Origin of the sequence: Brevibacillus sp. FSL K6-6036, from assembly GCF_037964015.1 — a bacterium.
Lineage (GTDB): Bacteria > Bacillota > Bacilli > Brevibacillales > Brevibacillaceae > Brevibacillus > Brevibacillus borstelensis.
The window spans coordinates 2,733,240-2,758,175 of record NZ_CP150173.1 but is presented as its reverse complement, the minus strand read 5'-3'; the positions used below and the strand labels follow the sequence as shown (position 1 = coordinate 2,758,175).

The window sequence follows — 24,936 nt, the reverse complement described above, 5'->3', positions numbered from 1 at the left end:
GACCAGCCGAGATCCAGGGAAGCAGTTCGCTACCCCGGATTCGGGAGAGTGCTCATGTTGACAGAAAATCAGTTGTAAATAGAAGCAGGGATGGGAGCGCGGCTCAACGGTTCGCTCCTGTCCGCTTCTTTTGGAAGGAATGAAAAGCTTGCATTACTACGGAAATGAGACCATCATGTCATTGGAGCAGGTTCTGCGCCTTCGTCCAAATGAAGTCCGGATATTGGAATGGGTTCGTACATACGAGTTTCTTGAAAATCAGTATGGCCTCGATGATGCCGTCCCTCATTTTTTAGAGATAAAATGTGAGGCAGATGCAGTTAGGATCAGACGAAACAGAATCACCGATTTTCCCGAATACATTTGCGAAGAAGAGAAGACGTTTCCTGATGTGGAACAGGCCCTTGCTCTCTTTCATGAGTGGGCAAAGCAAATATTGGATCAGGTAGGGAACGACAAGTAAGAGGGTCTGAAGAAATTGAGTATGTATTGACAATATTAATTCTATTATGTTAGAGTTAAAAGCGTCGATTCGTTTTTCATAAAAGGAAAAACATCGATGTATGCCGGTGTAGCTCAATTGGTAGAGCACCTGACTTGTAATCAGGGGGTTGTGGGTTCAAGTCCTATCGCCGGCACCATTTTTCGGGGAGATAGCGAAGTGGCTAAACGCGGCAGACTGTAAATCTGCTCCCTATGGGTTCGGCGGTTCGAATCCGTCTCTCCCCACCATCTTTTCTGTCAGTTTATAATTCGAGCCGGTGTGGCGGAATTGGCAGACGCGACGGACTCAAAATCCGTTTCCAGCAATGGAGTGGGGGTTCAAGTCCCTTCACCGGCACCATCATAGAGCGACGATATTCTTCGGGTCGAGGCACCTGAAGAATTTTTTTTATGTGGACCATCAGTCCCAACGATTTGCAGACTCTGCGGTCGGTACATCATGGGCATATTTCCTTTTGTTGACAACAGCTCTATAGCTGCTATATACTTTTTTCTTGAGGTGGTAATCATCATGGACATGAATGAGTTGCGCCAAACTCAACTCAGTTATTACTTTTTGGATGCAGTAACAGCATATATGGATTTCGAGAAGACCACCCATTTTTTAAGAACAAAGGATGGCAAACAAATTTATTATGCGGAAATCCATACCGTATCGGCGATTAAAGAAAACGAAGGGATACATATTACCGCGCTGGCTGAAAAGCTCGGTGTGACCCTTGGTGCTGTGTCCCAGATTCTGATCAAGCTGGAAAAGAAAGGATTGATCAAAAAAGAAAGAGACCCTCGCAACCAGTCTCGATTTCTGCTCACGCTCACTTGCGAAGGGGAAATCGCGCATTTGAACCATCTGAGGTTTCACGAAGCGTTTGATGATCTGGTTTACAGCGTTTTGGAGGGAAAATCCGAGGAGCAGGTACGGTTTTTGAAACAATGTTTGATCGACCTGGCGGCAAAACTGCAGACCGCAACTGAGGAAGAGAAGAAGAAGCAAAAATGAGGAAAATTTTTACATAAAGACTATAGTAGCTATAGACATTCAAATTGTGAATTCCACCAGAAATGGTGGAATAAAAAACAACATTAATTGAGAATGATTATCTTGTTCATTCAAAAAACTTGCCGAAACGAGGTGAACATGCCGTGGTGTCCATGATTCGAAGGAGATTGACCGGGCTTGCCGTGGTACTGTTCGGGGTAACCCTCCTCTCTTTCCTGCTGGCCAGCATCTCGCCGGTCGATCCGGCCGAAGCGTATGCGCTCCGGGTCACCCAGCAGCCGACGCCAGAACAGATTGCCGCCATTCGCGTAGAGCTGGGCCTTCATCTGCCGTTACATCAGCAGTATTTCCGTTGGGTCGGCAATCTTCTGCAAGGAGATTTGGGCATCTCTTATTTGACGAAAAAGCCAGTCCTCTCCGACATTGCCGAAAAATTGCCCGTGACGCTGCAACTGGTTGGGCTCGCCCTCGTGTGGGTCGCGTTGGTTACGGTTCCGATCGGCATTCTGACTGCCTTGAAGCCGGGAACTCTATTCGATCAAGCAGTACGATGGGCGACCATCCTCGGCATCTCACTGCCGAGCTTTTGGCTCGGATTTCTCCTGCTGCTGCTGTTCACTTTGATCCTCCCTGTGTTCCAGGTGGTGAATGCGGGCACGCTCGGCAGTCTGATTCTCCCTTCGCTTACGCTGGCGGTACCGGCGGCGTCCGCCTTTATCCGCCTGTTCCGTGCGACACTGTTGTCCAATTTGAATAAAGATTATGTCGTTTACGCCAGAGCAAGAGGAATCCGCCAGAGCCGGATTGTGTGGGTACATGTGGTCAAAAACTCGTTACCGCCACTCATTACGCTCTTTTGTCAATACGTCGGGCTGCTGGTCGCCGGCAGTGTGGTCGTCGAGAGTCTATTCTCGCTGCCAGGCATCGGCATGCATCTGGTTAATGCAAGCATGGCCCGCGATTTGCCGACCGTCAACGGATGCGTGCTTGTCATCGCGCTCATCTTCGTTTTGACCCGAACGGCGGCGGAACTGATCAATGCGCGACTGAACCCGAAGCTGACGGACAAGGAGGAAAGGCTGTATGGGTAAAGCGATCCTGAACAACAAACAGGCCCTTGCCGGCCTTGCGCTGATCGCCATCGTCTCGATCATGGCTGTGCTCGCTCCTGTCATGGCACCCAACGATCCGAACAAGATTGATGTGATGAGCAGGTTTCTGGCTCCCAGCGCCCAATACCCGCTCGGGACCGATCAGTTGGGCCGGTGCGTGCTCTCCCGGCTGCTGTACGGAGCGATCTACTCACTCGGTATTGCCGTGCCGACACTGTTTGTGCTGGGCGGCATCGGGGCGGCGCTCGGAACGGCAGCGGCCTATATCGGCGGGAGATGGGAACGCGGCTTTTTGGTTGTGTGCGATATTGTAATGGCGTTTCCTTCTCTCGTTCTCATGCTGGCGCTGATTGGCATGCTCGGGCAAGGGCTCGTGAGCATTGTCGCGGCGACCGTCAGCACCATGTGGGCGTGGTTCGCCAAAGTAGTCTGGTCGTACGCCAGCCTGGAAAAAGGCAAGGACTACATTGTCGCTTCCTGTATCGCTGGATGCAGCGGCTGGCGAATCGTGTTTGGCCACATCATGCCCAACCTGCTGCCGCAATTTGCTGTATACCTGAGTACCGGCATCGCCGGGTTCATCCTGATGGTGTCCGGCCTATCGTATCTTGGGCTCGGCTTCGAAGCAGGGACGCCGGAGTGGGGGGCGATGCTCAGCGAGGCGAAAGCTCATTTCTTTTCCCATCCGACGCTGGTCGTCTATCCCGGCTTGTGTATCTTGCTCGCGGCGGCCGGGTTCAACCTGTTCGGCGAGGCGCTCCGGGACATTCTCTCTCCAGAGGAGGCAAGCGAATGAGCGAGTTGTTGCAAGTCGAAAGCCTGTGCATCGGGCTGAAGCAAACGGGCAAGCCCATCGTCAAGCAAGTGAGTTTCGCACTTCGCAAAGGGGCCGCGCTGGCCGTGGTCGGGGAGAGCGGCAGTGGGAAGACGCTGACTTGCAAGGCAATCTTGCGGTTGCTTCATGATCGGACATTTACTGTTTCTGGGAGCATCCGCTATCGCGGACAAGAGCTGCTTGCGGCAAGCGAGCGGGATATGCGAGCGCTGCGAGGCAACCGGATTGCGATGATCGTGCAGCATCCGATGATGGCGTTTGATCCGACCGCCACCATCGGCACTCAAATCACGGAGACGATCATGGCCCACCGCTGTATAAGCAAAAGGGACGCTTACTCGTCCGGTGTCCGGGCGCTGGAGCGGATGAATCTGCCCCGCTGCGAGCAACTGATGAACAGCTATCCGTCCGAATTGAGCGGCGGCATGCTGCAACGGATCGTCATCGCCCTGGCAATCATTCACGAGCCGGACGTAATTATTGCCGACGAGCCGACGACCGCTCTGGACGTCCGCAATCAAAGCATGGTCCTGCAGGAACTCAAACAGTTGAAGCAAAGCGGCATCGGGCTGCTGCTCGTCACCCACGACTTCGGCGTCGCCGCGGGTCTGGCGGACGAGATGCTCGTCATGCGGGAAGGGGAGGTGATCGAGCGCGGTACGGTACATGACGTCTTTGCAGCACCCAGAGAAGCATACACAAAGGAGCTTTTGGAGGCCAGAATACTCATGAGGAAGGAAGACCGACATGATCGAGATGAGGGATGTATCCAAACAGTATAGGGGCAAAGGCAGCCGTGGGCGTTCAGTTACGTTCGATGCAGTCAAGCAGGTCTCCCTCACACTTCGTTCGGATGTTCGTTACGCGTTAGTCGGCGAGAGCGGCAGCGGCAAAAGCACGCTCGCCCGACTGTTAATGGCGATTGATCCACCGACGAGCGGAGAGATTTTGTTTGATGGTGCCAGCGTATGGGAGATGCACCCACGGGAGCTTCGCAAGAAACGGGCAGAGTATCAGATGGTGCTGCAAAACGCGAGCGGCTCCCTCGATCCTCGGCGCAGCGTGTACGATTCGATCGCTGAGCCGATCCGCTGCCTAACGAACCTGGACCGGAGCGAAGAGCGCGAGAAAGTGCTGGCGCTGGCCGAACGGATGAAGCTGTCAGCGGCGCAGCTGGAGCGGCTGCCCCACGAACTAAGCGGCGGCCAGCTCAAGCGTGTCTGCATGGCGAGAGCAATGAGCGTGTCGCCGAAATTTATCGTATTCGACGAGGCTGTCAGCGGACTGGACGTGACGGTCCGAAAACAAATTCTCGATCTGATTCTGCAGCTGAAGGACGACGGCTTGGACGGTTACCTGTTCATCACTCACGACATCGATGCGGCGCTCTATTTGGCCGACCATATTTTCGTCATGAAAGACGGGGAAATCGTGGAGCGAATGGAACATGCTGCTTCGTATGCCGATTTCCGACACGACTATTCGCGGCTGCTGATCGAGTCTCTGCCGCCCAAATGGCCGGGTGCCTCCAGCAACGAAACAGGTTTTATCGGGTAATCATTCAGCCTGAGGAGAGGACGCTTCCATGAAAAAAAACATTGGCAGGATCCTGGCTGCATTGATGATGCTTGTAGCTGCCTTGTCCGGTTGCTCCCGCTCATCCGAAGAGCAAGCGCCTGACGAAATAACGCTCAGCGAGAGCTGGGATTTTGCCGGCGGCTTTTATCCGATCGAGACGCTGGTGGTCAATACCAATTTTGGCCCCGAGTTTTACATGTCCAATTTCTACGAAACGCTGGTCAACTACAGAAATGGAGAAATCGTTCCCGGACTCGCGGAATCATGGGACATCTCGGACGACGGGAAAGTGTACACATTCCATTTGCGCCAAAATGTAAAGTTTTCTGACGGGACCCCCTTTGATGCTGAGGCGGTGAAACGGAATCTGGAAGTCATTCCGATCAACCTCGGGAAATACAACGGCTATTTCGGAACGGTATCCACCCGGTTCGAGCAAATTGTCGTTGTCGATGCCAATACAGTCGAAGTACATTTGACCGCTCCTTATTATGGGGGGCTGAAAGATTTTTCGCTGCTCAATCCGATGGCCATGGTGTCGCCGAATGCCTTTCATGAGGATGGTTCCGTCAAGGACACGCTAAAAACTGTCACGCTCGGTACCGGCCCCTACATGTACAGGGGCGACAGGGACGGCAATATCTATACCTTCGTCCGAAACCCCCACTATTGGGGAGAGCCTCCCGAGGTTGAGCGGTTCCATGTGAAAGTGATTCCCGATAATCACGCCAGGCTGCTTGCTTTTCGCAACGGGGAGGTAGATCTCCTCGTGGGGACCCGCCAAATATCTTTTGACGGATTCAATGAGATGAAGGCTGCCGGGTATGGCGCGCTCGTCTCGGAGGGAGAAGCGAATTATTCCCGTTTTCTTGCCTTCGATGTATCCAAAGCGCCATTCGACGACTTGAATGTGCGGCTCGCAGTCAGCTATGCCATTGACAAAATGAGTATTGTTCAAAATATCTTTGCGGGGATTGAAACGAAAGCGGACAGCATTTTGGACCCCGCGTTGCCTTACTGCGACGTCCAACTGGTCCCGCGTATTTACGACAGGCAACAAGCAATAGCGCTGCTGGAAAATGCGGGTTGGGTGGATGCAGATGGCGATGGCGTACGGGAAAAAGACGGCGTTATGCTAAAGGGTGAGATTTTGTATATAAAAGGCGACCCCATGATTGACGATTTGATCCTCGTGCTGGCCGCGCAACTGAAAGAAATCGGCATGGAGATGAAAGGAAACGGCATGGAGAAGATGGCGTTTCATGCCGAGTACGCTAAAGGGGTGGCGATTACCCTTTATCAGACGTACGGCAATCCATGGGACCCGCATACCACGATCTCCAATATGAAACCCGATCTGAAGAACGACTATCCGGCCGCTCAGGCGCTCGCTCTTGTGAAAAACGGAAATGACATCATTCAACGGCTGAACGTCACGACGGATGAAAAGGAAATCCGGAAAACCTATCACTTTGTTTTAAGCGAAATTCACGACAAAGCGACTTTGCTTCCCATTTCCTACACGCGGGAGTTGGCACTGCATAACACCGATAAAATAAAAGGATATACGTTCTACGCCGGGCAGCCGTCCCATTTCAATGTTGCGGGGATCAAGTTAAAGTGAATTTTTTTACCCCTGGCCTATAGCTGCTATAGACTTTTAGGGGTACTCGTCTTCTCTATGGCCAGCCGAGCAGGAAGGTAACAGGCATAGCTGCACACGGCATCAGCCGGCAAAGCTATTCCTTATTTTGATATCCAATGAGGTGAATACAATGGTTGAACGAGATGGGGTAAAACATTCGGCCCACATAGAAGAACAGCACATGATCGGCTTCGGGGCACTCGCCCGGCTGTTGCGTCCAGTACGTCTGCATCTAATCGGCTGCGCCCTGCTCTCAGCGCTCGGGGCAGCGGCCGGACTCGCCCCTTATATCGCCGTCGCGGAGATCGCGCGCCACGTGCTCGTCGCCGCCAGTGCTGCAGACGCAGCCAGGGAAGTCTGGATGTGGGTGGGCATCGGAGCGGCCGGCGCAGCGCTCAGGCTCGTGCTCGTTTTCCTGTCATCGCGACTCGGCCACTATGCAGACGCCGAAACGTTGCACGACATCCGCAAGCGGCTCGTCCGCCATCTGGGTGTAGTGCCGCTTGGCTGGTTTCGGGCAACTGGCTCCGGTGCCATCAAGAAGGCGATGACGACCGATCTGGAAGTGATGCATCAGCTAATCGCCCATGCTCTCGGTGAAATGATCGGCGCTGTCGTAGCAATGACGGTCGGTTTCGCCTATTTGGCGATAATTGATTGGCGGATGACGCTGATCACGGCCGCCGTTCTCGCCGTGATGGCCACTTCCTTTCGCATCGCGATGCGTTCGATCACGACGCATATGGCCCGTCTGCAGGCGGCGGAAGAGCGCATCAGCGCCGCCGGTGTCGAATATGCCGATGGGATCACGGTCGTAAAAACGTTCGGTACGGGAGGGCGCATTCTGCAGCGTTTCGCCGAAGCCGTTCGCGATCATACCGAGGCGATGAGCGCGTGGGTGTCGGAGACCCGGTACAGCTCTGCTGTCTCCCGGCTGTTTTCTTCCGAAATGTCGGTACTGGCCGTGGTGATGGCAGCCGGTCTTGGTTTTGTCGCTAAGGATCAGCTCGCAGTCGCTGACTTGTTGCCCTTCCTGATCGTCGGTATTGGGTTGCCAACGTCGATCACCCCGGCGATTCACGGCTCACAAGGTTTGCGCCAGGGACGGATGGCGGCCAGCCATATCGAGCAGCTGCTGTCGCTTCAAGCGCTGTCCGAAGCGGAGCAGCCGCAGAAGCCGCGGGATCATCGCATCGAATTCGACCGTGTCTCCTTCTCTTACGACGGCAAGACCAACGCGCTTTCAGACATAAGTGCAGTATGCGAGCCCGGGACCGTAACCGCAATCGTAGGTCCTTCGGGTGCCGGGAAGACGACGATCGCGAGCCTGCTGCCGCGCTTTTACGACGTCACCGACGGCGCGATCCGCATCGGCGGCATTGACATCCGGTCCATCCCGACGCCGGAGCTGCTAAAGTTGATGTCGCTCGTATTCCAGGACGTCGTGCTGCTGAGGGACACGGTTAGGGAAAACATCCGCATCGGCCGCCCTGACGCTACGGACGAGGAGGTTCGTCGTGCCGCTGTCGCCGCCCAGATCCATCACGTGATTGAACAGCTTCCGAACGGTTACGATACGGTTTTGGGTGCTGGCACAGGCGGGCTGTCTGGGGGCGAGCGGCAGCGGTTGACGATTGCGAGGGCGATTCTGTCCGGTGCGCCGATCGTCATTTTGGACGAAGCCACGGCTTCGCTTGACCCGGACAGCGAAGCGGCCGTTCAGGACGCGTTGGCCGAGCTCGCCACCGGCAAAACCGTGATCGTCATCGCACACCGGCTGCACACAATCCGAAACGCCGACCAAATTCTCGTTCTGAACGATGGGCGGCTAACCGAACACGGAACCCATGAGGAACTGCTCGCCCACAAGGGGCTGTATGCCCGCATGTGGAAAGCTCAACAGCAGGGAGAATCTGTATGAGTCGCAGCGTCGGCTCCGACAAACTCCGGCACGGCACCGGCATCAGCTGAGTTGACGCCGTTCGGCTCACGCAGGCTGCCAGCGTTGCAGCGAGAGATCAGTTGCATCGGGGTGGCTGGCCTCGCCGGAGCCTTCGTACACAAGGCTGAATGACTGACTGCCTATCTGCCTGCAAACGAATGAACAAAAACAAACCTAGCCCAACGGATAAACGTGCCAGGAAGCCATGCCTTCACATGTTAAACCTTGTAAAAAGGAGAATGTCTATGATTCCTATGATCCGCAACCTGTATCGGTTATGGCCGGACCCGAAGCTGCTTTTGCGTCTCGGTTCGTTGCAAGTGATTCTGGCAGTATTGCAGGGAGTGCTGCTCGGCATGCTCGTTCCGATCTTGCGGGCGCTGCTGCGCCCGGAGCCGGACTTCGCCGCGGCTGGGCCGTGGCTATTCGCGGGCGGAATCGGCCTTGCCGTCTATGCTGTGCTCACCGTCATCGCCACGCCATTCGGCTTCGCCGCCAGTATGGAGCTCGCCGCTGAGCTCAGACACCATCTGATGGGGCACGTGACAACTCTCCCTCTCGGATGGTTCACGGCCGACCGCAAAGCCCGCCTCGCCCGGGCGGTCACCGCTGACGTCAACACGATCTCTCACCTGACCGTTACGATTGGATTCCCGGCGATCGTTTCCGTCCTTGTGCCGGCTACCGTCATCGTGGTCACGTTTGCGGTCGACTGGCGGATGGCGCTGCTGTTTCTCGCCATTGCCCCCATCGCTTTCCTGACCTTGCGGCGTGCCGGGCACATTGCCAGCATCGCCGAGGTTGAGCTGGAGGAGGCAGCCACGGAGATTGCCGGGCGGGCCATCGAGCTCGGGCAAGCGCAGACGGTGCTGCGAGCGGCCGGTCACGGTACGACCGGTACCGCCCGGCTGCGTGAGGCGCTAGAAGAGCATCGCCGAACCTACCGCCGCGGTTTGCGTCGCTCCATGGTGCCAGATCTGACATTCACCGCCGTTGTAATGATCGGGTTCGCGGCCGTGCTTGCCCTAGGAGCTTGGCTGCTGCTGGAACGATCGCTTCCCATCCCGGATGCGGTCGTGCTGTTCGTGCTGGCCGTCCGCTTTCTGGAGCCGATCGGCAATCTGATTGAACTGATTGGAGCTCTCCGCGCGATGGACAACTCGATCGGGCGCGTTCAGGCGATTCTGCACACCCGTCCGCTTCCGAAAGCACCAAAGCCTGTAACTCGTCTGGAGAATGCTGGCATCGAATTTGAAAGCGTAACCTATCATTATGAGCAGGAAACCGGCAAGGCGCCAGCCTTGTCCGATGTATCATTCCGTTGTCTCCCCGGAACGATGACAGCACTCGTTGGGCCGTCGGGCTCCGGCAAGACGACCGTCATCCGGCTCATCGCCCGATTCTTCGACGTCGACAAAGGCAGCGTACGCATCGGCGGCGTCGACGTCCGAAGCCTGAATGAAGAAGTGTTGATGAGTGATGTCGCTATCGTGTTCCAGGACGTGTATTTGTTCGACACGACGATTGAGGAAAACGTCCGGCTTGCCAAGCCGGACGCCACGGATGAGGAGCTTGCCGCCGCCGCGCGCGCTGCCCGCCTCGACGACGTCATCGCCCGTCTCCCGCAAGGCTGGCGCTCGCGTGTCGGCGAGGGAGGCGCCCAACTGTCCGGGGGTGAGCGGCAGCGGGTGTCTATTGCCCGGGCGTTCCTGAAGCGTGCACGGATCGTGCTGATCGACGAGGCGAGCTCCGCGCTTGATCCAGAGAACGAGATCGCGGTTAGCCAAGCGATCGCCAATCTGGCCGGCGATCCCGACCGGACAGTCATCGTTATCGCTCATCGTCCGTCGACGCTAGCCGCCGCCGATCAAGTTATCGTACTCGATGCGGGCCGTGTCGCCGAAATCGGGAAGCCGGAGGAACTCCGCCAGGGAGAGGGAATTTTTGCCCGTCTGTTCGACCAATACGAGCGCGCCCGGAGCTGGCACATCGTCAAACGGGCATAGTGCGGGCCGCCGGTACGAATCGATCATGGGAGGGACTTATGCCGTTCGAAGGGGAAAGGTTTCTCTCGATGAAGAACCAAGCATACAATATATCTCAAGGATGATTTGATTCCGGGCGCCTTTTCAAATTGATGACCGAAATAATGCCTGCTACAAAGCGTTTACACAATAGTTCACTTGGCGAAGGGAGAAAGCAATGGTATCAGATTACCTCCATAAACAGGTAAAAGTGAAAATAGACAGACCGTTAGGTTCGAAACATCCCAGACATCACTTCATCTACCTTCTCAATTACGGATATATTCCCGGCACAATCTCGGGGGATGGCATGGAGATAGATGCCTATGTCCTGGGTGAGTTTGAACCGCTGGAAACTTATGAAGGAAAAGTAATCGCAGTCGTTATTAGACATGATGATGTAGAAGATAAACTTGTCGTATCTAACAAGCATTATACCAGTGAACAGATTCGCGCATTGATTGAGTTCCAAGAACGATTCTTTCAAATCAATATCATCATGTAAAGCTCGGTGAAATACGTCCGTTGCGTGTACGAAGCGTATTTCCAGCCGCTGATGTTTTGATCCGCTTTTGATGGCATCTGTCTATGACAAAGTCGACCACACGGCCCGTCTTCCCGAATGATTCCACCCTCAGCTTCCGCTTGTTCATCGGATTTCTGGGACATGTACAAAATGCATTTCGAATCTCTCAAACGCTTCTGAACCCTGCAAAAAACAGAAGAACCTGCGAAATGGCCTTGGTTTCCAAGGTTTTTCGCAGGTTCTTAACATGTTTTCTTGACTTCATTTTCACGTGTGTTATAATAATATTCGCAAAACGAAATTCCTTTCTAGCTAGGGAGAGGGCGTACTTCCCTTCACCGGCACCATTCGTTGCGGATGTTTGGATACCTGCGGGTGTAGTTCAATGGTAGAACTCTAGCTTCCCAAGCTAGCGGCGTGGGTTCGATTCCCATCACCCGCTCCATAGAATCAGATCGTAAAAACCTTGAGAAATCAAGGTTTTTTTCTTTTTGTTTCTTTAGGTTGAAGGGGGGGAGGGATGCTATTTAGTGGCATATGGTGAGTGATTCTCCCCTCAAAGATAGCGAACTTTCTCGTTAACTCAAAAAGCCGTGTGAATACACACATACAACCAACGCCAAAAAAAGCGGTTGCCTAGTAAATAGCTCGTTCCTTATCTGAGAACAGGCTGGTTATATGGACAAGAACCTGCGATATGAAATGTAATACCGATTTTTTTGTCATTGTGTGCTATACACAGTTGTGGTCCAACATTTTGTGTTTAAGATCATATACCAATTGAAGTGGTTATAAAGGTTGCGTATAATGTAATTGATTCTTATTATTGGGGGAATTTGTAAAAGTGAATTTGGAACAAAAAGTCTTCCGATTAATTATTCCGTCAATCTTCTCTGTATATATAGTTGGCAGCTCAATGCTTGAAGGGTTTCTTTATTTTGTTATTGTTGACGATGTGAATCAAGGTTTCATTCCGTGGAAAGATTTTTGGGGCGTTTCAAAACTGACTGCAATTCGGTTCCTTGTAATGGCAGTGGTGATATTTATCATGTACCGACTTGGAAGCAGAACGTTGTTTATCTTGCTGTTTAGCATTGCTCTTTTTGAATTTATAGTATTTCTTGGGGCAAATCACTTTATCTTTTACCCGCCTTTAGTATCCAATCTCTTAATAACGATGATTTGTGGACTCATTATAAAAAAGGATAAAGGGTGTTTAGTTCCAAAGGGAGGATCAAACTAAAAAGTTTGGATATGAAATAACAAAATCCTAACCACAAACATAACCATCCCGTCTTCCCCTTGTGAAAAGTGAGACGGGATTTTTATATTTATAGTATGAATCATTTTGTCTATAAAGTAAAAAAGTCAGCTATATGGATTACTCTAGCTAGATTAATTGATGCTCGGAAACATGGACTGTACGATTTGAATTATTTTTTCAGCTAGTTTTACCGTCAATAGTAGTTTCATTCGTTTTAAACCTAACTCGGATCAAAGAACAACAGCGGCAATCCAGGACGAGAAAAGAAAGTCCTAGAATGCCGCTATTTCTGTCTGTACTGCTATTCCATGAACACAGTTTTGGTTTCTTTCTGAGGTTTATCGTCGCGAATGACTAGTAGCAGCCCAATAAAAATAAATACTGTGCCCATCCAAAAAGACAAACCAATCTGTTCGCCAAGTAATACCCAACCTAAAAAAGTACCCACTATCGGCTGTAAAAAGAAAAATAATCCGCCACTGGAAGCATTAAGCTTTTGCAAGCCTCGATTCCACAACAAAAAGCCACACGCTGTAGAAATGACCCCCAAATATAGCAAGCCACCCCAAATAGAAGGCTGCATAATCGCTTGAAAATCAAGCTTAGTCAATCTCCCAAGTGTAAAAGGCGTTAGAAGGGCAATGGCTACAAGGATACTGTAGCTTGTTACGACAATTTGCGAATATTGCCCTGGTACGCGCTTTACAAGGACAGACATAAGTGACCACGTTAGTGCTGCGATAATCAGAGATACGCCACCCAACTGATTTGAGGTATCGATTTGAGCAGTTCCGACAATTACACAGACACCAGTGGTTGCCAAAACAATAGAAATGGCTTTTTTTGCAGTAATTTTTTCTTTGAGGATCATTCTTGCAAACAGGACCATAAATGCAGGTGTCGTTGATGTAATAATGGCTCCCATTTGCGCAGAGGAGAGCATCGTTCCGACCTCTTGCGTAACGATAGAAATCGTATTTCCAATGAAACCAATCAAAATGATTAATGGCCAGTCACGTTTTGCGACACGCCATGATTGTTTTGTCAGGGCTCCGATAATGAGTAGTGCTAAAAGAGCAATTACATAGCGAAGCCATACTAATTCAAGTGGTGGTACAATATCGACCACAACTTTAACGACAACATACATTCCGCCCCAAATACTAGCAGCGAGTGATAAATATAAAGAACCAAGTATGGTATTTTTCATATTGTTGACCTCCGTTTTATAGACACTATTTATGTCCTTAACGGAGACGTAATTATTCTTCCGTTAAGGGAGAATAATTACAGGTACATCATTCTCAAAAAGTGGTGAATACAACATCGGCTTTCATCTCCTTTCAGTGATGTATCTTATTCTACAACAAAATAGCTTTATCAGGTCACAAAATTTATCAACCGACCCATAAATCAGAGTATAAAAACCTTGAGAAATCAAGCTTTAATTGTCTCTTCATAGCAGGTGGGGGTGATAGAATGCCGCTCGTCTTATCTCTACTATTCAACTATCGAACCCGTTCGTTCACTGATGAGAACTTTTTGTGCAAAAGTAGATTATGTTCAACAAAAATAAAAATTCAGTCTGATCCCACGCAGTTTTTTAAGCCGATCTACCGGTAAGAAGGCGTTCTTAAGTGGCAAATGTGTAATGTATTTTATAACCAAGCCTTTTTTAAGAGCTCCACACCAAGCTGGATTTCTTCACAGGACAAATTGCTGAAACCAAGTTTAATCATCGGTTTATCGGTTTTGTTTTTAATGAAGTAGAGTGAAGTAGGATAAACTTTAACCCCCTGCATGGATGCTTGTTGAATGAGCCATTCCTCTGAACGCTCCAAGTGTACTTTGACTAATACGTACAAGCCAGACTGCTCGCCAATAATCGATAGATTTTGCTCGAAATGATTCCTTAACCCAAAAACCAACTGCTGCATTTTTCGTTTGTAAACAAGACGCATGCGTTTAATATGGCGAGTCCATTCCCCTTCTTCCATAAATTTTGCCATAGCAAATTGGCTAAGTAGGGAAGTAGTGCTCTCGAAATGTTTGAATTGCTTTTTGTAACCGTGTAAAAGTGGCTCTGGCAACACCATGTAAGTTAAGCGAATTCCGGGAAGAAAGCACTTTGAGAAATTTCCAAGATAAATCACTCTCGTTGAGTCGATGGATGCGAGAGCGGGGAATGGTTGCTGGGTATAGCGAAATTCACTGTCGTAATCGTCTTCGATGATATAGCCTTGCTTCTTGTTTGCCCAATGGATGAGGGCGTGCCTTTGCTGAATGGGCATGCTTACCCCGTATGGACTGTGATGGGACGGCGCCACATAAATTAACCGTGATGTCAAATATTCCAGGTGTGAAAAATCAGCACCTGTCTCGTAAACGGGCAGTGTTTCAAGCGTAAAACCGTTTGCTCGAAAAGCTTCTCTGGCGCCATCATAGCCAGGATCCTCCACAATGATGCTGGAAAAATCACGTTTCAGGACAAGACCGAGATACACGAGCATTTGCCCGGTACTGCTTCCGATAATGATAGCATCTGGATCTGTTCTCACCCCACGAGACTGGAGTATATAGGCTGCGATTTGTTCACGCAGGCACATTTCGCCAAAAGGTTCCCCGTATCGAAAGCTGTCCTTTTCCGTTAATACTTGGTTCGAGATCCTTCTCCACGTTTTTAAAGGGAAGTGCGCTTGATCGACGACGCCTGCCCGGAAATCTACGCGAACGGGTGGGGCCGGTTCGGTTTGCTTATGATTGGAAGAACTGCGAGCTTCCTGAAATAAAAGGGGCTCCAACTCATTTACAAAATAACCTTTACGGCCCTCTCCACGAATATACCCTTCAGCAACAAGCTGTTCATATGCCATTAATGTTGTATTGCGGCTCACATGCAAGGAATCCGCAAGCTGGCGAATGGAGGGCAATGGCTCATTCGCCTTCAGGTCGCCTTGTTCAATGAATGATTTAAATTTCTCGTAGATTTGTTTGTATTTCGGAGAGTTATCTTGAAAGGAAAAAATGGCGTTTTTCATTTTCATCCCTCTGACATGTATATTTGTTTGTTATTGTATCTTTTTTTATGTCAGCTCGCATCATACGATATCTTTGTCACGATTTTTACTGCCAATTTTCCGAGTCATTCTATTGCGAGCTGAAAGGATGATGAATGTGTATATTCCTAAGCAATATCGGATGAATCATGATGAGGCCGTTCAAATGATGAAGTCCTACCCGTTTGCCTTATTGATTACGGTTGATGAACAGCGCCCGTTGGCTACACACATCCCTTTGGAAATTCGTGAAGAGGAAGGGAAAATTTATGCGACCGGGCACATTGCTTACGGAAACATCCAGAAGAAAACATTGGATCATAACCGTGATGTGTTGCTTATTTTCCAAGGACCGCACGCTTACATTTCGTCAAGCTGGTATGAGAGAGAAGAGGTTCCTACATGGGACTATCTCGCTGTACATGCGTATGGAACATCGCGTGTGCTTGAGAAGGATGAGCTGAAATCGGCTTTGGACTCTATGCTGAAACGCTATGAATCTCACCGAGAAAATGGCCGGCTCTGGGAGACGTTTGATCCTGAGCTGCTTGAGAGAGAAATGAAAGGGATCGTCGGTTTTGAAATTGAGATCACCTCCATTGAAGCTGCGGCCAAAATGAGCCAGAATCGAAGCGATACCGATTATAAATCGATTGTTGCAGAGCTTGAAAAATCAGAGGATCAAGAGGAAATTCAGGTTGCTCAGTGGATGCGCGAGAAACGGAAAGGGTTATTTGAATAATCGGCCCGGTTATGACAGATTGTTATCGTGCAGCCCCAGGGGCCAGTCAGCACTTTTATCACTTTTCCACTCACTGACATGCGCAATTTTTCAATACTGTACCTTTTTTACATGTCAGCTTGAGTTATATCATACTGGATAATGGAAATCCGTTGTATGTCAAAAAGAGGATTAGGAGAATTGCAAATGTATATCCCGGAGCATTTTACAATGAAAGAAGAAGCTGCCTACAAGGTCATACAGGAGAACAGTTTTGCAACATTGTTTTCCATTCATAAAGGAATGCCCTTTGCAACACATTTGCCTCTGATCTTGAACAAGGAGAAAACCCATTTGTACGGTCATTTTGCCCGTCCGAACCGGCAGTGGCACGATATTCGAAATCAGACGGTCTTAACCGTTTTCCATGGTCCTCATTGCTATATCTCTCCATCTTGGTACGAGACCAATAAAGCAGTGCCCACGTGGAATTATGTGACTGTCCATGTTTACGGAGAAGTTGAGCTAATCGAGGATGAAGAGGAATTAATGAGTTCCATGAATGATATGGTAGCGAAGTATGAAGCTCCTGACAGCCCTTACAGACTGCAGGATGTAGATACTGAGTTTCTTTCTGGTATGAACAAAGGCGTTCAAGGATTCAAAATCAAAATCGATCGGGTGGAAGGAAAGGCAAAGCTAAGTCAAAACCATTCCTTGCACAGACAGGAGCTCGTTATAAATCAGTTGGAACGGATTCCATTTTCAAACGAGCAGCAAATTGCTTCCTTGATGAAAGCGAACCTTACAAATAAAGTCTGACTTTGCTTTCACCAATCAAGGAGGAGCTGGTTACAGCTTGGGCAAAAATACAACAAGGAGTTGCATCCTATGGAGTTTTCAACGATTTGGCTATTTGTAATGGCTGCCGCTGCATTGTTAATCATACCTGGACCTGCTGTGTTCTACATTATGGCAAGAAGTATCGATCAAGGCAAGAGAGCGGGGCTCGTGTCCGTTCTTGGTGTATCACTCGGTGGTTCTGTTCACGTTCTGGCAGGAGCAATCGGAGTTTCTGCGATCCTGATGACATCGGCAACAGCCTTTGCTATCGTAAAATACTTGGGCGCTGCTTATCTTATCTATCTGGGGTGCAAAACTTTATTTTCTGCATCCGCTGGAACAACTTCCGAAATTCCAACAGCCCCTCGCAAAAGGTTACGTAAGATTTTTTACGAATCGGCACTCGTAGAAGTAATGAATCCGAAGACAGCACTCTTTTTTTTATCCTTCTTTCCGCAATTCATTTCACCTTCGGCTGGATCAGTCACAACACAATTTTTGCTTTTAGGAACGATATTTCTTATCCTAGCTTTTATCAGTGATGGTCTGTATGCTGTTCTTGCAGCAAGTATAAGAAAGCGGATTGTGGGTAGGAAAGCGAGTACAAAGTTAATGAATCGGATGACTGGTTATTTTTATATTGCTCTAGGGGTATTCTCCGCCTTTGCGAGCCCGTCCAAAACATAAGCGTGTGATGATGGCATGTCGGGTTGTGACACAACAAATCGTGATTTTACACAAACAATATAGCAAAAAGAAATGGAGAGATATTCGATGCCAAGATTTATCATTGAAGATGATTTTTGGTCGCTATTTCCTCACGCAAAAATTGGAACCGTTATTTGCCAAGGGATCGATAATTCCATAAGGGATGTTGAAATCTACGAGAAACTGCTGCAGGAGGCTGAGAAAGAAGCACACACATTCTTGAGTCTGGAGGAATTCAGCGGCAATCCAGTCATATCCGTTTGGCGGGAAGCCTTTCAGAAATTCAAGACAAAGAAAGGGGCAAGGTGCTCCATCGAAGCTTTATTAAAAAGAGTGAAAAACGGCAATCATATCGGAACCATAAACCCGCTTGTCGACATCTATAATTCCATTTCATTGCGTTATGGACTTCCGTGTGGCGGAGAAGATATCGACACTTTTGCAGGCGATATTCGGCTCACACAAGCAATTGGCAACGAACCGTTTATTCCATTGGGAAGTGATGAAAATGCTCCGCCTTATGAAGGTGAAATTGTTTATAAAGACGATGCGGGCGCCATATGCAGATGCTGGAATTGGCGTGAAGCTCAGAGAACGATGCTAACAGAAAAGACGAAAAACGCATTCCTCTGTATTGAATTAGTAGATGAAACCAGAAGCGATGAGTTTCACATGGCGCTGAAAGAATTGGCTGATTTGGTGTCCCGTCATCTCGGGGGAACTGTGAAGATTGAAGTGTTGGATATGAATAATCGGGAAATGGCAATTTTTGGTTAAGGTCAAATAGCGTTTAAGAGAGGGGCCCTGTCAGTTGATATGGACGAAAATACGTTTCTGTCCATATCAATGCTTGTCAGCACTCATACATGAAACCCGCTGCGGCGGGTTTTTTTATAGGCTTTTTATCCTCATCATATCATGAGAGTAATGCTCCCCGTTTAAATGTATGAGTAGGAAACAATGATTGGGATGATTCAAGAGAGCAATCTGAAAGAAAACGGTTCAGTATGTATTTGCTATGATTGAAAAAGGAGCTGAACAATGATGACGGTTTCCCCGTGTCATATGGAAAGGAATGCAAGGGAAGCTGCTTCGTGCTATAGGTTTAGCAAGTCGAAGTCAATTTCATTTTGGAGGGATTGACATGAACCAAAACAACGAAAGCGGAGCGCAAGTAGGCGAACGCGAGATTGTGATCACTCGCGTATTGGATGCTCCACGCGATCTTGTGTTTGATGCCTGGACGAAAGAGGAGTACCTGTCAAAGTGGTGGGGACCTCAAGGCTTTACGTTGACTCTTCAGAAGTTTGAGATGAAACCGGGCGGTACATGGCAATTTATCATGCACGGTCCAGATGGCGTTGACTATCCCAACACCAATGTTTTTGTCGAGGTCGTTAAACCCGAGCGAATCGTCATCAAACACGATGTTTTTCCTCATTTTCTGGCCACAGCCATTTTTGAGGATCTGGATGGTAAGACCAGACTTACGTACAGCACCGTTTTCGAAGAAACTGCCGCTATATTCGAAAAGGTGAAAGTATATGCCGTCCCAGGTGCCGAACAGACCATGGATCGCCTGGAGGAGCTTTTGGCAAGCATATCGTAAAAGGAAGAGGCAAGCCTGGTATTTCGGACCTTTTCATGGATTTAAAAATTTGTAAGGGCGGCCAAACAGGTTTCCTTTCAGATCAATAACAGTGAGGGAGTACCTACTATTGATTCCTTATCGGGCAAATCTAACAGAAATAGAAATGACCTTCCTTTATTGTTGATTGCATCTCCCTTGATTTACAAGGGTTTTTAGATAAGTACGGGTTTGCAGGGATACTGTTTTTCCTTCTTTTCAGGCTAGCGGCGAGGGTTCGAGCACCATCACCCGCTACATCGAATCAGAGTGTTGAAACCTTGAAAAATCAAGGTTTTTTCTTTTTGTCTGAGGGTTGCAGGGGAAGTGAAAATGAAGCCAAAGAAGGAGCGCTGAAGGATTGTTGGACGAAATTTCTTCGGACATTCCTGGTGAGGGAACCTAGTTTTTCCTATCATTGCAATCCAGACAACCAGGATTTACAAGCGTGCGGGTGACAGGGTGAGGTGAACGTGATCTGTACGATAGCAGCCATTGAATTAACATAATCATGATTATGTTAAAAAGCAGCTCAATTATGTAAAGATTATATCGAGGAAAAGTAGCTAAACGATGAACCATATGCAGAAACCATTGCTACTCTTTGGGAGGCGGTGTGAGGACCCGGATTAGAATTCAGAGTTTGCGTGATCGGCAACTCCGACCGCCTCCAATTACAGAAACTTTTGTCAGGACAGGTCGGAGAGATGGCGCTCACGGATTAGCATCTAGACGCACCACCATTCATTTGGTTTTGGTATGCATGTAATACTTGTGGCTTGAGCATTATGCAAAGGAACTGCGAGCAAAGCAAGAGCAAATGCAAGAGACAAAGAAGCAGCAAGGAACTTATTCATGGGATCACCTCCTTACTGAAAGTTGTTAATATTCTATCATTATTTGGGTTTATTGTAAAATGGTAGGCGGATGATATATGAGCTTTCAAACCTGCTCAAAATGCTAAATGCCGTGGTGAACGATGATGTAGTTTTCGTGAAAAGCCCGATCCGCAATAGCTGCCAAAGTTGTTAGGATTTTAGTTCTCATCCATAACAAAGTCGCCAGTGAGTTGGCGTGTTGAAGGCGCCAGAGAAAACAGGTGTGACCAACCTAAGCAAATGTCTTTGAGAAGTCTTGCACCTTCGTGACGAATGAACGTTATACCGTGGTAATTGAAACCGATGTGGTTTTCTTTCGTTGAGGGATTAAAAGGAAGGGATCTAACGAAGAGAGTCCCATATGTAGATAACAAGATTATCACTTATAACTACCTGCTCAACTTTCACTCCGCACTAAGAAAAACTCATGTGTAAGGCCCATTTTTTGATCACCTAGAGTTTGCTAAGAGGCTTTTTACTAAGCAGTGATTTTGTAACTCATTTCCGCTCGGATACAGGGGTTTCATTTGGGCCGACATGAAAAACCGGATAACAGAAATGACAAAAATACTGATCCCAAAGAGTGAATGAAGTAAGTGCCACAATGGATACAAGTATCGCCGCAAGAAACGAGTGGCGGCCTTTTGAGTAAGCTTTAATTAGATAACAGTATGAGAAGAAAATGATAGTGATTAGTATGAACAAGAAAAATGCGAATGATTTTACGATCGCAGCACCAATCAGGAATCCGGAGGGTGAAGGTTTGGCTGCGATTACAGCCAGGACTGGAGACAAAACCAGTATGTAAATAATAAGCCCGATAAAATAAGGGAGTCGCATTCAAAATCATCCTTATTTGAACAAGAGTCGAGTAAATTATAACTCTATTCGTTGCTAATGGATCATGAGATTGGTGTCTTCACAAAAAAACACATCTCACCTATTCTTTTACATCAATTTCCCAAACTTCTGAACCAGTAATAGTTCCTTTCTCTACAGAAAATCGAAGGGTATATTTTCCTGATTCTTGGAAGAAAACGGTCCCTTCATATCCATCCTCGTAAGGTTGCATGACAATACTCACGTGTTGGTTATTGTCAAAGTAGGTTACTTTTACCAGTGCGTTCCGTAACGGCCTATCGTTGTAATACAAATTGCTCGCTACATCAATTGGAGTTTTGGCTACAATTCCATTGGCAGAACCGGCTTGTAAGTTCCAATCAAATTTATTTCTTTGGGCTGGTGATGAGTCAAGTAAGAATCTTGCAGGTATTAAAAGCGCAAATAAGAGAGGAAGAACAACTATTAAGTTCCCCGATGTAAAAAGTTTTTTGTTCAAAATGAAATACCTCCGATTCAAGTGTTGGTATTGTTTCCACTATAAGGACGAAGGTAGTGGTAATTTGTTACAATTCGATTCGATTTTTCAAATCACTCAATTTGTAAAGAAGGGGTAAAGGCATGGAACAGGAAAAGGAAAAGCAATCCTTTTTAAAGATGGTCCGCATTCTTCATAAAGGAGTTCAAATCATTCCAGGAACGGTTCCTGAAAAAATACGGAATGACTGATGAGGAAATCGAACAAGCAGCAAGGTATGAAGTCCGGGTGTGTAGGGGCGATTTTTTCTTACCGAGGATTTGCAACAGGAGGAACGGCTTAGATTTTACAAAACATATCGGGAACAAAGGAAAACGTAATCGTCCCAGAAAGAAAAGATATCAATCCCATCACACCATTTTTTGTAATCGAAAAGCTCAGGGTTTTGAATAAGTTGAAACGACCGAGAAACCCATTGTTGGATGTAATAATTTCGATTGGATGATGCTTGCTCTACAAAAAGTCGGACTTCCTCAAGGTAGTTTTTATCTTTTACTATTCCAACTGCATCACCTACAAATAGGTATAGGCAAGCTAGAAAGACTTTTCGTTTAGCCTTCGCTACTTTCGGATTCATTGATAGTGATAGTAGTAAAGGAGCGGTACTTAAATCAGTAAGAAAAAGGTCCCAATCTTAATGAGGGAATTCTGTGTCATTAGAGAAGGCCCAGTCATTGATGGCATAAACCATCGTATCAACCACTTTCTATAGAATCCCCAATTGAGGGAGATTTGGGTAATAACTCGGCCAAAAATTATACCACGGAGGTCTAACCGTGAGGGGAAGGGAAGATCAGCGCACAAGAGTAACTGTCATTTCTGGAACCAGTAGATGCCGCAAGCAGTGAGCTTCGGATTTTTCAAAGCAAAAGGAGCTGTCATTTACTAAAAGAGAAATTGTGATAAGGAGGAAGCCAATAAACAGAAAAGGGTACATAAAGTACCCTTAAGCTCCAGTCCCGTTATGGAAAGATCTACACAAGTTCAATTAATAAATTTCTTGGCAAACACGTTGTGCATAACACCCTTGTGTTTCAGCAGCTGTAGCACCAGCAGTTACAGACATAACCATTACCACAGAAAAAACAACAGCAAGCAACTTTTTCATCGGATCACCTCCTCACAGAAAGTTCTGACAATAACGTATCATTTTAGGGAGATTCTGTAAACAGCATTTTTTCATGAGATATCGAAGCTTAACACAATATTTCGATGGAAATACGGAGCTGGTGCCCCTCATTCGAGGAAACACCAGCTGCTGGGTTAGTCTTGTTGTGACACACCATCTGTACCAAACAAACGCCTCAAGACGACCTGTGTAACTTCTGACACACGTTCAAAAACAAAAGCGACTTCCAAATCGTGTGGCTGTACATGGTAACGACTTACACCGAGTTGTGAAAGTTCATTACTGATTCGCAGCGCGTCATGGAGACTTACAAAAAAGTACAGACGCTTGGTCATAGTTCTCACCCCCTTCCGCAACTAACGGTAGCAGAAGAGGTATGAGGCAGAAAAAGAAAAGTCCCCATGCTGGAGATCGAAAGTATATACGCTACCAACGTTATACCATGGCAAAACGCGAGGGGGTACGGAAGATGAGCGCACAGATGTCTTTTCTGCCGAAGCTAAACCGTAAAGAGACACGGAGAAGGGGAGAGGAAGCCCAGGAAACGGCTCGAATTTACAACCAGATCGGATTCGCTCGTCGGCAAAATCCCTCCTTTTAAACTTGCGAGAACATCTGAAAAAATAAGAGATATGTTATAATGAAGCCAGGAAACAAAAATATCTGAAAATTACCGAATGTAAGAATTCTGAGAGAGAACACCTCCAAAGAATGGCAAATATGAGAGAAAACATCCCTATATATTCTATTTGCTTGGCAAAGGTTCATAAATATGCTTGGCAAAATATTTGGCCTCAGTCATTCATTGATATAACCAATGGGTAAAGGAGGCAGGTTTGACGGCGGATGAACCCTGTATAGATGGATAAATAAAAGAAAATGAGAATACTCCAAGGGAGAAGAGCGATGATTGATATTATAAAGCTTTTGGCAGCCTTAATTTTGGGCTACCTTTTGGGCAGCCTGAATACCGCAGTAATTGTAGGGAACATATACGGCACGGACATAAGAAGCCATGGAAGCAAAAGCGCCGGACTTACCAATACGCTGAGGGTACTTGGGAAATCTGCTGCGGTGTTAGTTCTTGCGGGAGATATATTAAAAGGGATCATTGCCTGTATGATAGGCTTGTACATTGGCGTTTACTTTTATTCGGGAGAGGCTAGAGAATGCGTAAGCCTTTTAGCGGCAGGCGCAGGAGCGGTTATTGGGCATAACTGGCCGGTATATTTTGGCTTTAAAGGGGGCAAGGGAGCACTTACAGCAGTGGCTGTGCTGTTCATGGTTGACTGGGTGATGGCCCTTTTATGCCTTGGCTTTTTTGTGATAATAGTAGCTTTGACCCGTTATGTTTCTTTAGGCACAATATGTGCAACAGTGCTTTTTGCGGTTATTTCATTTATTCCTGTTTTTGGGAATACCTTGTATTTTTATATATTTGCGTGCCTAATGGCGCTTATGGTTGTTTTCAGGCATACGGCAAATATACAAAGGCTGCTCTCAGGAACAGAAAATAAGCTTCTTTTTTGATGTTTTTACCGTGTTGAGCGTGTTGATGATTGGTGCTATGCGCCATGGTGGTTTTCTTTCTTGGGACGACGATCTGGATATAGCGTTTAATGAGGCCTGAATAAAAAATTCAGGGTTGCTTACAAGCGGGATAGGGGACTCCAGAAGTTTTTCATTCAATGTATCTTTGCGGAGGGAGAGTACCCGAGGCAATAGCCATTTTTACAAAAAAAAGTAAATAAGCTAGCGTCACGGGTAATTGATTATTCATAGTGAGGGGATGAAGGGGCAAGGTAGTCTATCAATTCAACAATCCCCCAAAACATGACGAATGTTATCAGTACATAAATCCATTTTTTACGAAGCGAATGGGAGTTTACGATAAAACCCCAACTAACGAGGAGAACTGTAATCAAAATGATTGATACGATATCGATCATGCGGAATCCACTCCTTCACGCTCCTTTCCGTATGGAATGGTAGACATGATGACAGGTTTTCAAAAAAAGAAAGAGCGGACACCTGTAAGTAAGGTGCCAGCCCAGATAGAACCCCCACATTTTGTCGGGGTTTTCTTCAGTCCAAAGGGCACATGAAGCCCCCCTCATAAGAGTCCTGTAAGTTCTTAATTCATAATCACACACCATGGAACCATCG

The 24,936-nt window shown here is 47.8% G+C and carries 22 protein-coding genes and 4 tRNA genes; 22 read left to right on the top strand and 4 right to left on the bottom strand.

Annotated features, from left to right (window positions below; all coding sequences use genetic code 11):
* Positions 1–148: 148 nt before the first annotated feature.
* From NST37_RS13865 to NST37_RS13795, 15 genes are all read left to right on the top strand, one after another.
* Positions 149–463, top strand: coding sequence for a hypothetical protein (locus NST37_RS13865; RefSeq protein WP_024984085.1), 315 nt, complete (start codon positions 149–151; stop codon positions 461–463).
* A 102-nt stretch (positions 464–565) separates the two neighbouring features.
* Positions 566–641: transfer RNA gene (locus NST37_RS13860), tRNA-Thr, on the top strand.
* Between the two features lie 6 nt (positions 642–647).
* Positions 648–732 (top strand) — tRNA-Tyr (locus NST37_RS13855).
* A 25-nt stretch (positions 733–757) separates the two neighbouring features.
* Positions 758–844 (top strand) — tRNA-Leu (locus tag NST37_RS13850).
* A gap of 171 nt (positions 845–1,015) precedes the next feature.
* Complete coding sequence (locus tag NST37_RS13845) at positions 1,016–1,504, top strand: MarR family transcriptional regulator (RefSeq protein WP_003385614.1); 489 nt, start codon at positions 1,016–1,018, stop codon at positions 1,502–1,504.
* Between the two features lie 152 nt (positions 1,505–1,656).
* Positions 1,657–2,595 (top strand): ABC transporter permease, encoded by a 939-nt coding sequence (locus NST37_RS13840; protein WP_339186792.1) that lies wholly within the window; start codon positions 1,657–1,659, stop codon positions 2,593–2,595.
* Entirely contained in the window at positions 2,588–3,412 is an 825-nt protein-coding gene (locus NST37_RS13835; RefSeq protein WP_327955561.1) for an ABC transporter permease subunit, read from the top strand. The genes NST37_RS13840 and NST37_RS13835 overlap by 8 nt, the downstream gene beginning before the upstream one ends.
* The gene (locus tag NST37_RS13830; RefSeq protein ID WP_327955560.1) at positions 3,409–4,233 is read left to right on the top strand and encodes an ABC transporter ATP-binding protein; all 825 of its coding nucleotides are present in this window, start codon (positions 3,409–3,411) and stop codon (positions 4,231–4,233) included. The genes NST37_RS13835 and NST37_RS13830 overlap by 4 nt, the downstream gene beginning before the upstream one ends.
* Complete coding sequence (locus tag NST37_RS13825) at positions 4,199–5,008, top strand: dipeptide/oligopeptide/nickel ABC transporter ATP-binding protein (protein ID WP_003385607.1); 810 nt, start codon at positions 4,199–4,201, stop codon at positions 5,006–5,008. The genes NST37_RS13830 and NST37_RS13825 overlap by 35 nt, the downstream gene beginning before the upstream one ends.
* A 28-nt stretch (positions 5,009–5,036) precedes the next feature.
* On the top strand, positions 5,037–6,653 hold the full coding sequence (locus NST37_RS13820; RefSeq protein WP_339185523.1) for an ABC transporter substrate-binding protein: 1,617 nt from the start codon (positions 5,037–5,039) through the stop codon (positions 6,651–6,653).
* 151 nt (positions 6,654–6,804) lie between these two features.
* Positions 6,805–8,595, top strand: a complete 1,791-nt coding sequence (locus NST37_RS13815; protein ID WP_031932006.1) for an ABC transporter ATP-binding protein — start codon at positions 6,805–6,807, stop codon at positions 8,593–8,595.
* A gap of 266 nt (positions 8,596–8,861) precedes the next feature.
* Positions 8,862–10,622, top strand: coding sequence for an ABC transporter ATP-binding protein (locus NST37_RS13810; RefSeq protein WP_339185522.1), 1,761 nt, complete (start codon positions 8,862–8,864; stop codon positions 10,620–10,622).
* 196 nt (positions 10,623–10,818) lie between these two features.
* Positions 10,819–11,145, top strand: coding sequence for an inorganic diphosphatase (locus NST37_RS13805; RefSeq protein ID WP_003385603.1), 327 nt, complete (start codon positions 10,819–10,821; stop codon positions 11,143–11,145).
* A gap of 392 nt (positions 11,146–11,537) precedes the next feature.
* A tRNA-Gly gene (locus tag NST37_RS13800) sits at positions 11,538–11,611 on the top strand.
* 399 nt (positions 11,612–12,010) lie between these two features.
* Positions 12,011–12,409, top strand: a complete 399-nt coding sequence (locus NST37_RS13795) for a hypothetical protein (protein WP_172920479.1) — start codon at positions 12,011–12,013, stop codon at positions 12,407–12,409.
* 322 nt (positions 12,410–12,731) lie between these two features.
* On the opposite strand, the gene NST37_RS13790 is transcribed toward NST37_RS13795, so the two are convergent.
* Positions 12,732–13,640: an EamA family transporter gene (locus NST37_RS13790; protein ID WP_003385600.1), complete on the bottom strand. Its 909-nt coding sequence runs from the start codon at positions 13,638–13,640 to the stop codon at positions 12,732–12,734.
* 448 nt (positions 13,641–14,088) lie between these two features.
* The gene (locus tag NST37_RS13785) at positions 14,089–15,468 is read right to left on the bottom strand and encodes a PLP-dependent aminotransferase family protein (RefSeq protein ID WP_031933356.1); all 1,380 of its coding nucleotides are present in this window, start codon (positions 15,466–15,468) and stop codon (positions 14,089–14,091) included.
* Positions 15,469–15,595: 127 nt separating this feature from the next.
* Here NST37_RS13785 and NST37_RS13780 point away from each other — a divergent pair, with 127 nt between their 5' ends.
* The 5 genes from NST37_RS13780 to NST37_RS13760 all read left to right on the top strand — a co-directional run bounded on the left by NST37_RS13780 (position 15,596) and on the right by NST37_RS13760 (position 19,367).
* Positions 15,596–16,228, top strand: coding sequence for an FMN-binding negative transcriptional regulator (locus NST37_RS13780; RefSeq protein ID WP_216621053.1), 633 nt, complete (start codon positions 15,596–15,598; stop codon positions 16,226–16,228).
* Between the two features lie 186 nt (positions 16,229–16,414).
* Complete coding sequence (locus NST37_RS13775; protein ID WP_031933357.1) at positions 16,415–17,029, top strand: FMN-binding negative transcriptional regulator; 615 nt, start codon at positions 16,415–16,417, stop codon at positions 17,027–17,029.
* Positions 17,030–17,098: 69 nt separating this feature from the next.
* The gene (locus NST37_RS13770) at positions 17,099–17,737 is read left to right on the top strand and encodes a LysE family translocator (RefSeq protein ID WP_031933358.1); all 639 of its coding nucleotides are present in this window, start codon (positions 17,099–17,101) and stop codon (positions 17,735–17,737) included.
* 87 nt (positions 17,738–17,824) lie between these two features.
* Positions 17,825–18,535: a B3/4 domain-containing protein gene (locus tag NST37_RS13765; protein WP_003385595.1), complete on the top strand. Its 711-nt coding sequence runs from the start codon at positions 17,825–17,827 to the stop codon at positions 18,533–18,535.
* A gap of 367 nt (positions 18,536–18,902) precedes the next feature.
* Entirely contained in the window at positions 18,903–19,367 is a 465-nt protein-coding gene (locus NST37_RS13760) for an SRPBCC family protein (RefSeq protein WP_003385594.1), read from the top strand.
* A 1,836-nt stretch (positions 19,368–21,203) separates the two neighbouring features.
* Here the strand turns inward: NST37_RS13760 and NST37_RS13755 are convergent.
* A complete protein-coding gene (locus NST37_RS13755) occupies positions 21,204–21,602 on the bottom strand; it encodes a hypothetical protein (protein WP_003390545.1) in 399 nt (132 codons plus the stop codon).
* A 1,302-nt stretch (positions 21,603–22,904) separates the two neighbouring features.
* Positions 22,905–23,105, bottom strand: coding sequence for a hypothetical protein (locus NST37_RS13750; RefSeq protein ID WP_003390542.1), 201 nt, complete (start codon positions 23,103–23,105; stop codon positions 22,905–22,907).
* 134 nt (positions 23,106–23,239) lie between these two features.
* On the opposite strand from NST37_RS13750, the gene NST37_RS13745 reads away from it, so the two are divergent.
* On the top strand, positions 23,240–23,371 hold the full coding sequence (locus tag NST37_RS13745) for a hypothetical protein (RefSeq protein WP_327956631.1): 132 nt from the start codon (positions 23,240–23,242) through the stop codon (positions 23,369–23,371).
* Positions 23,372–23,676: 305 nt separating this feature from the next.
* On the top strand, positions 23,677–24,300 hold the full coding sequence (gene plsY / locus NST37_RS13740) for a glycerol-3-phosphate 1-O-acyltransferase PlsY (protein ID WP_227278558.1): 624 nt from the start codon (positions 23,677–23,679) through the stop codon (positions 24,298–24,300).
* The last annotated feature ends 636 nt before the right edge of the window (positions 24,301–24,936 follow it).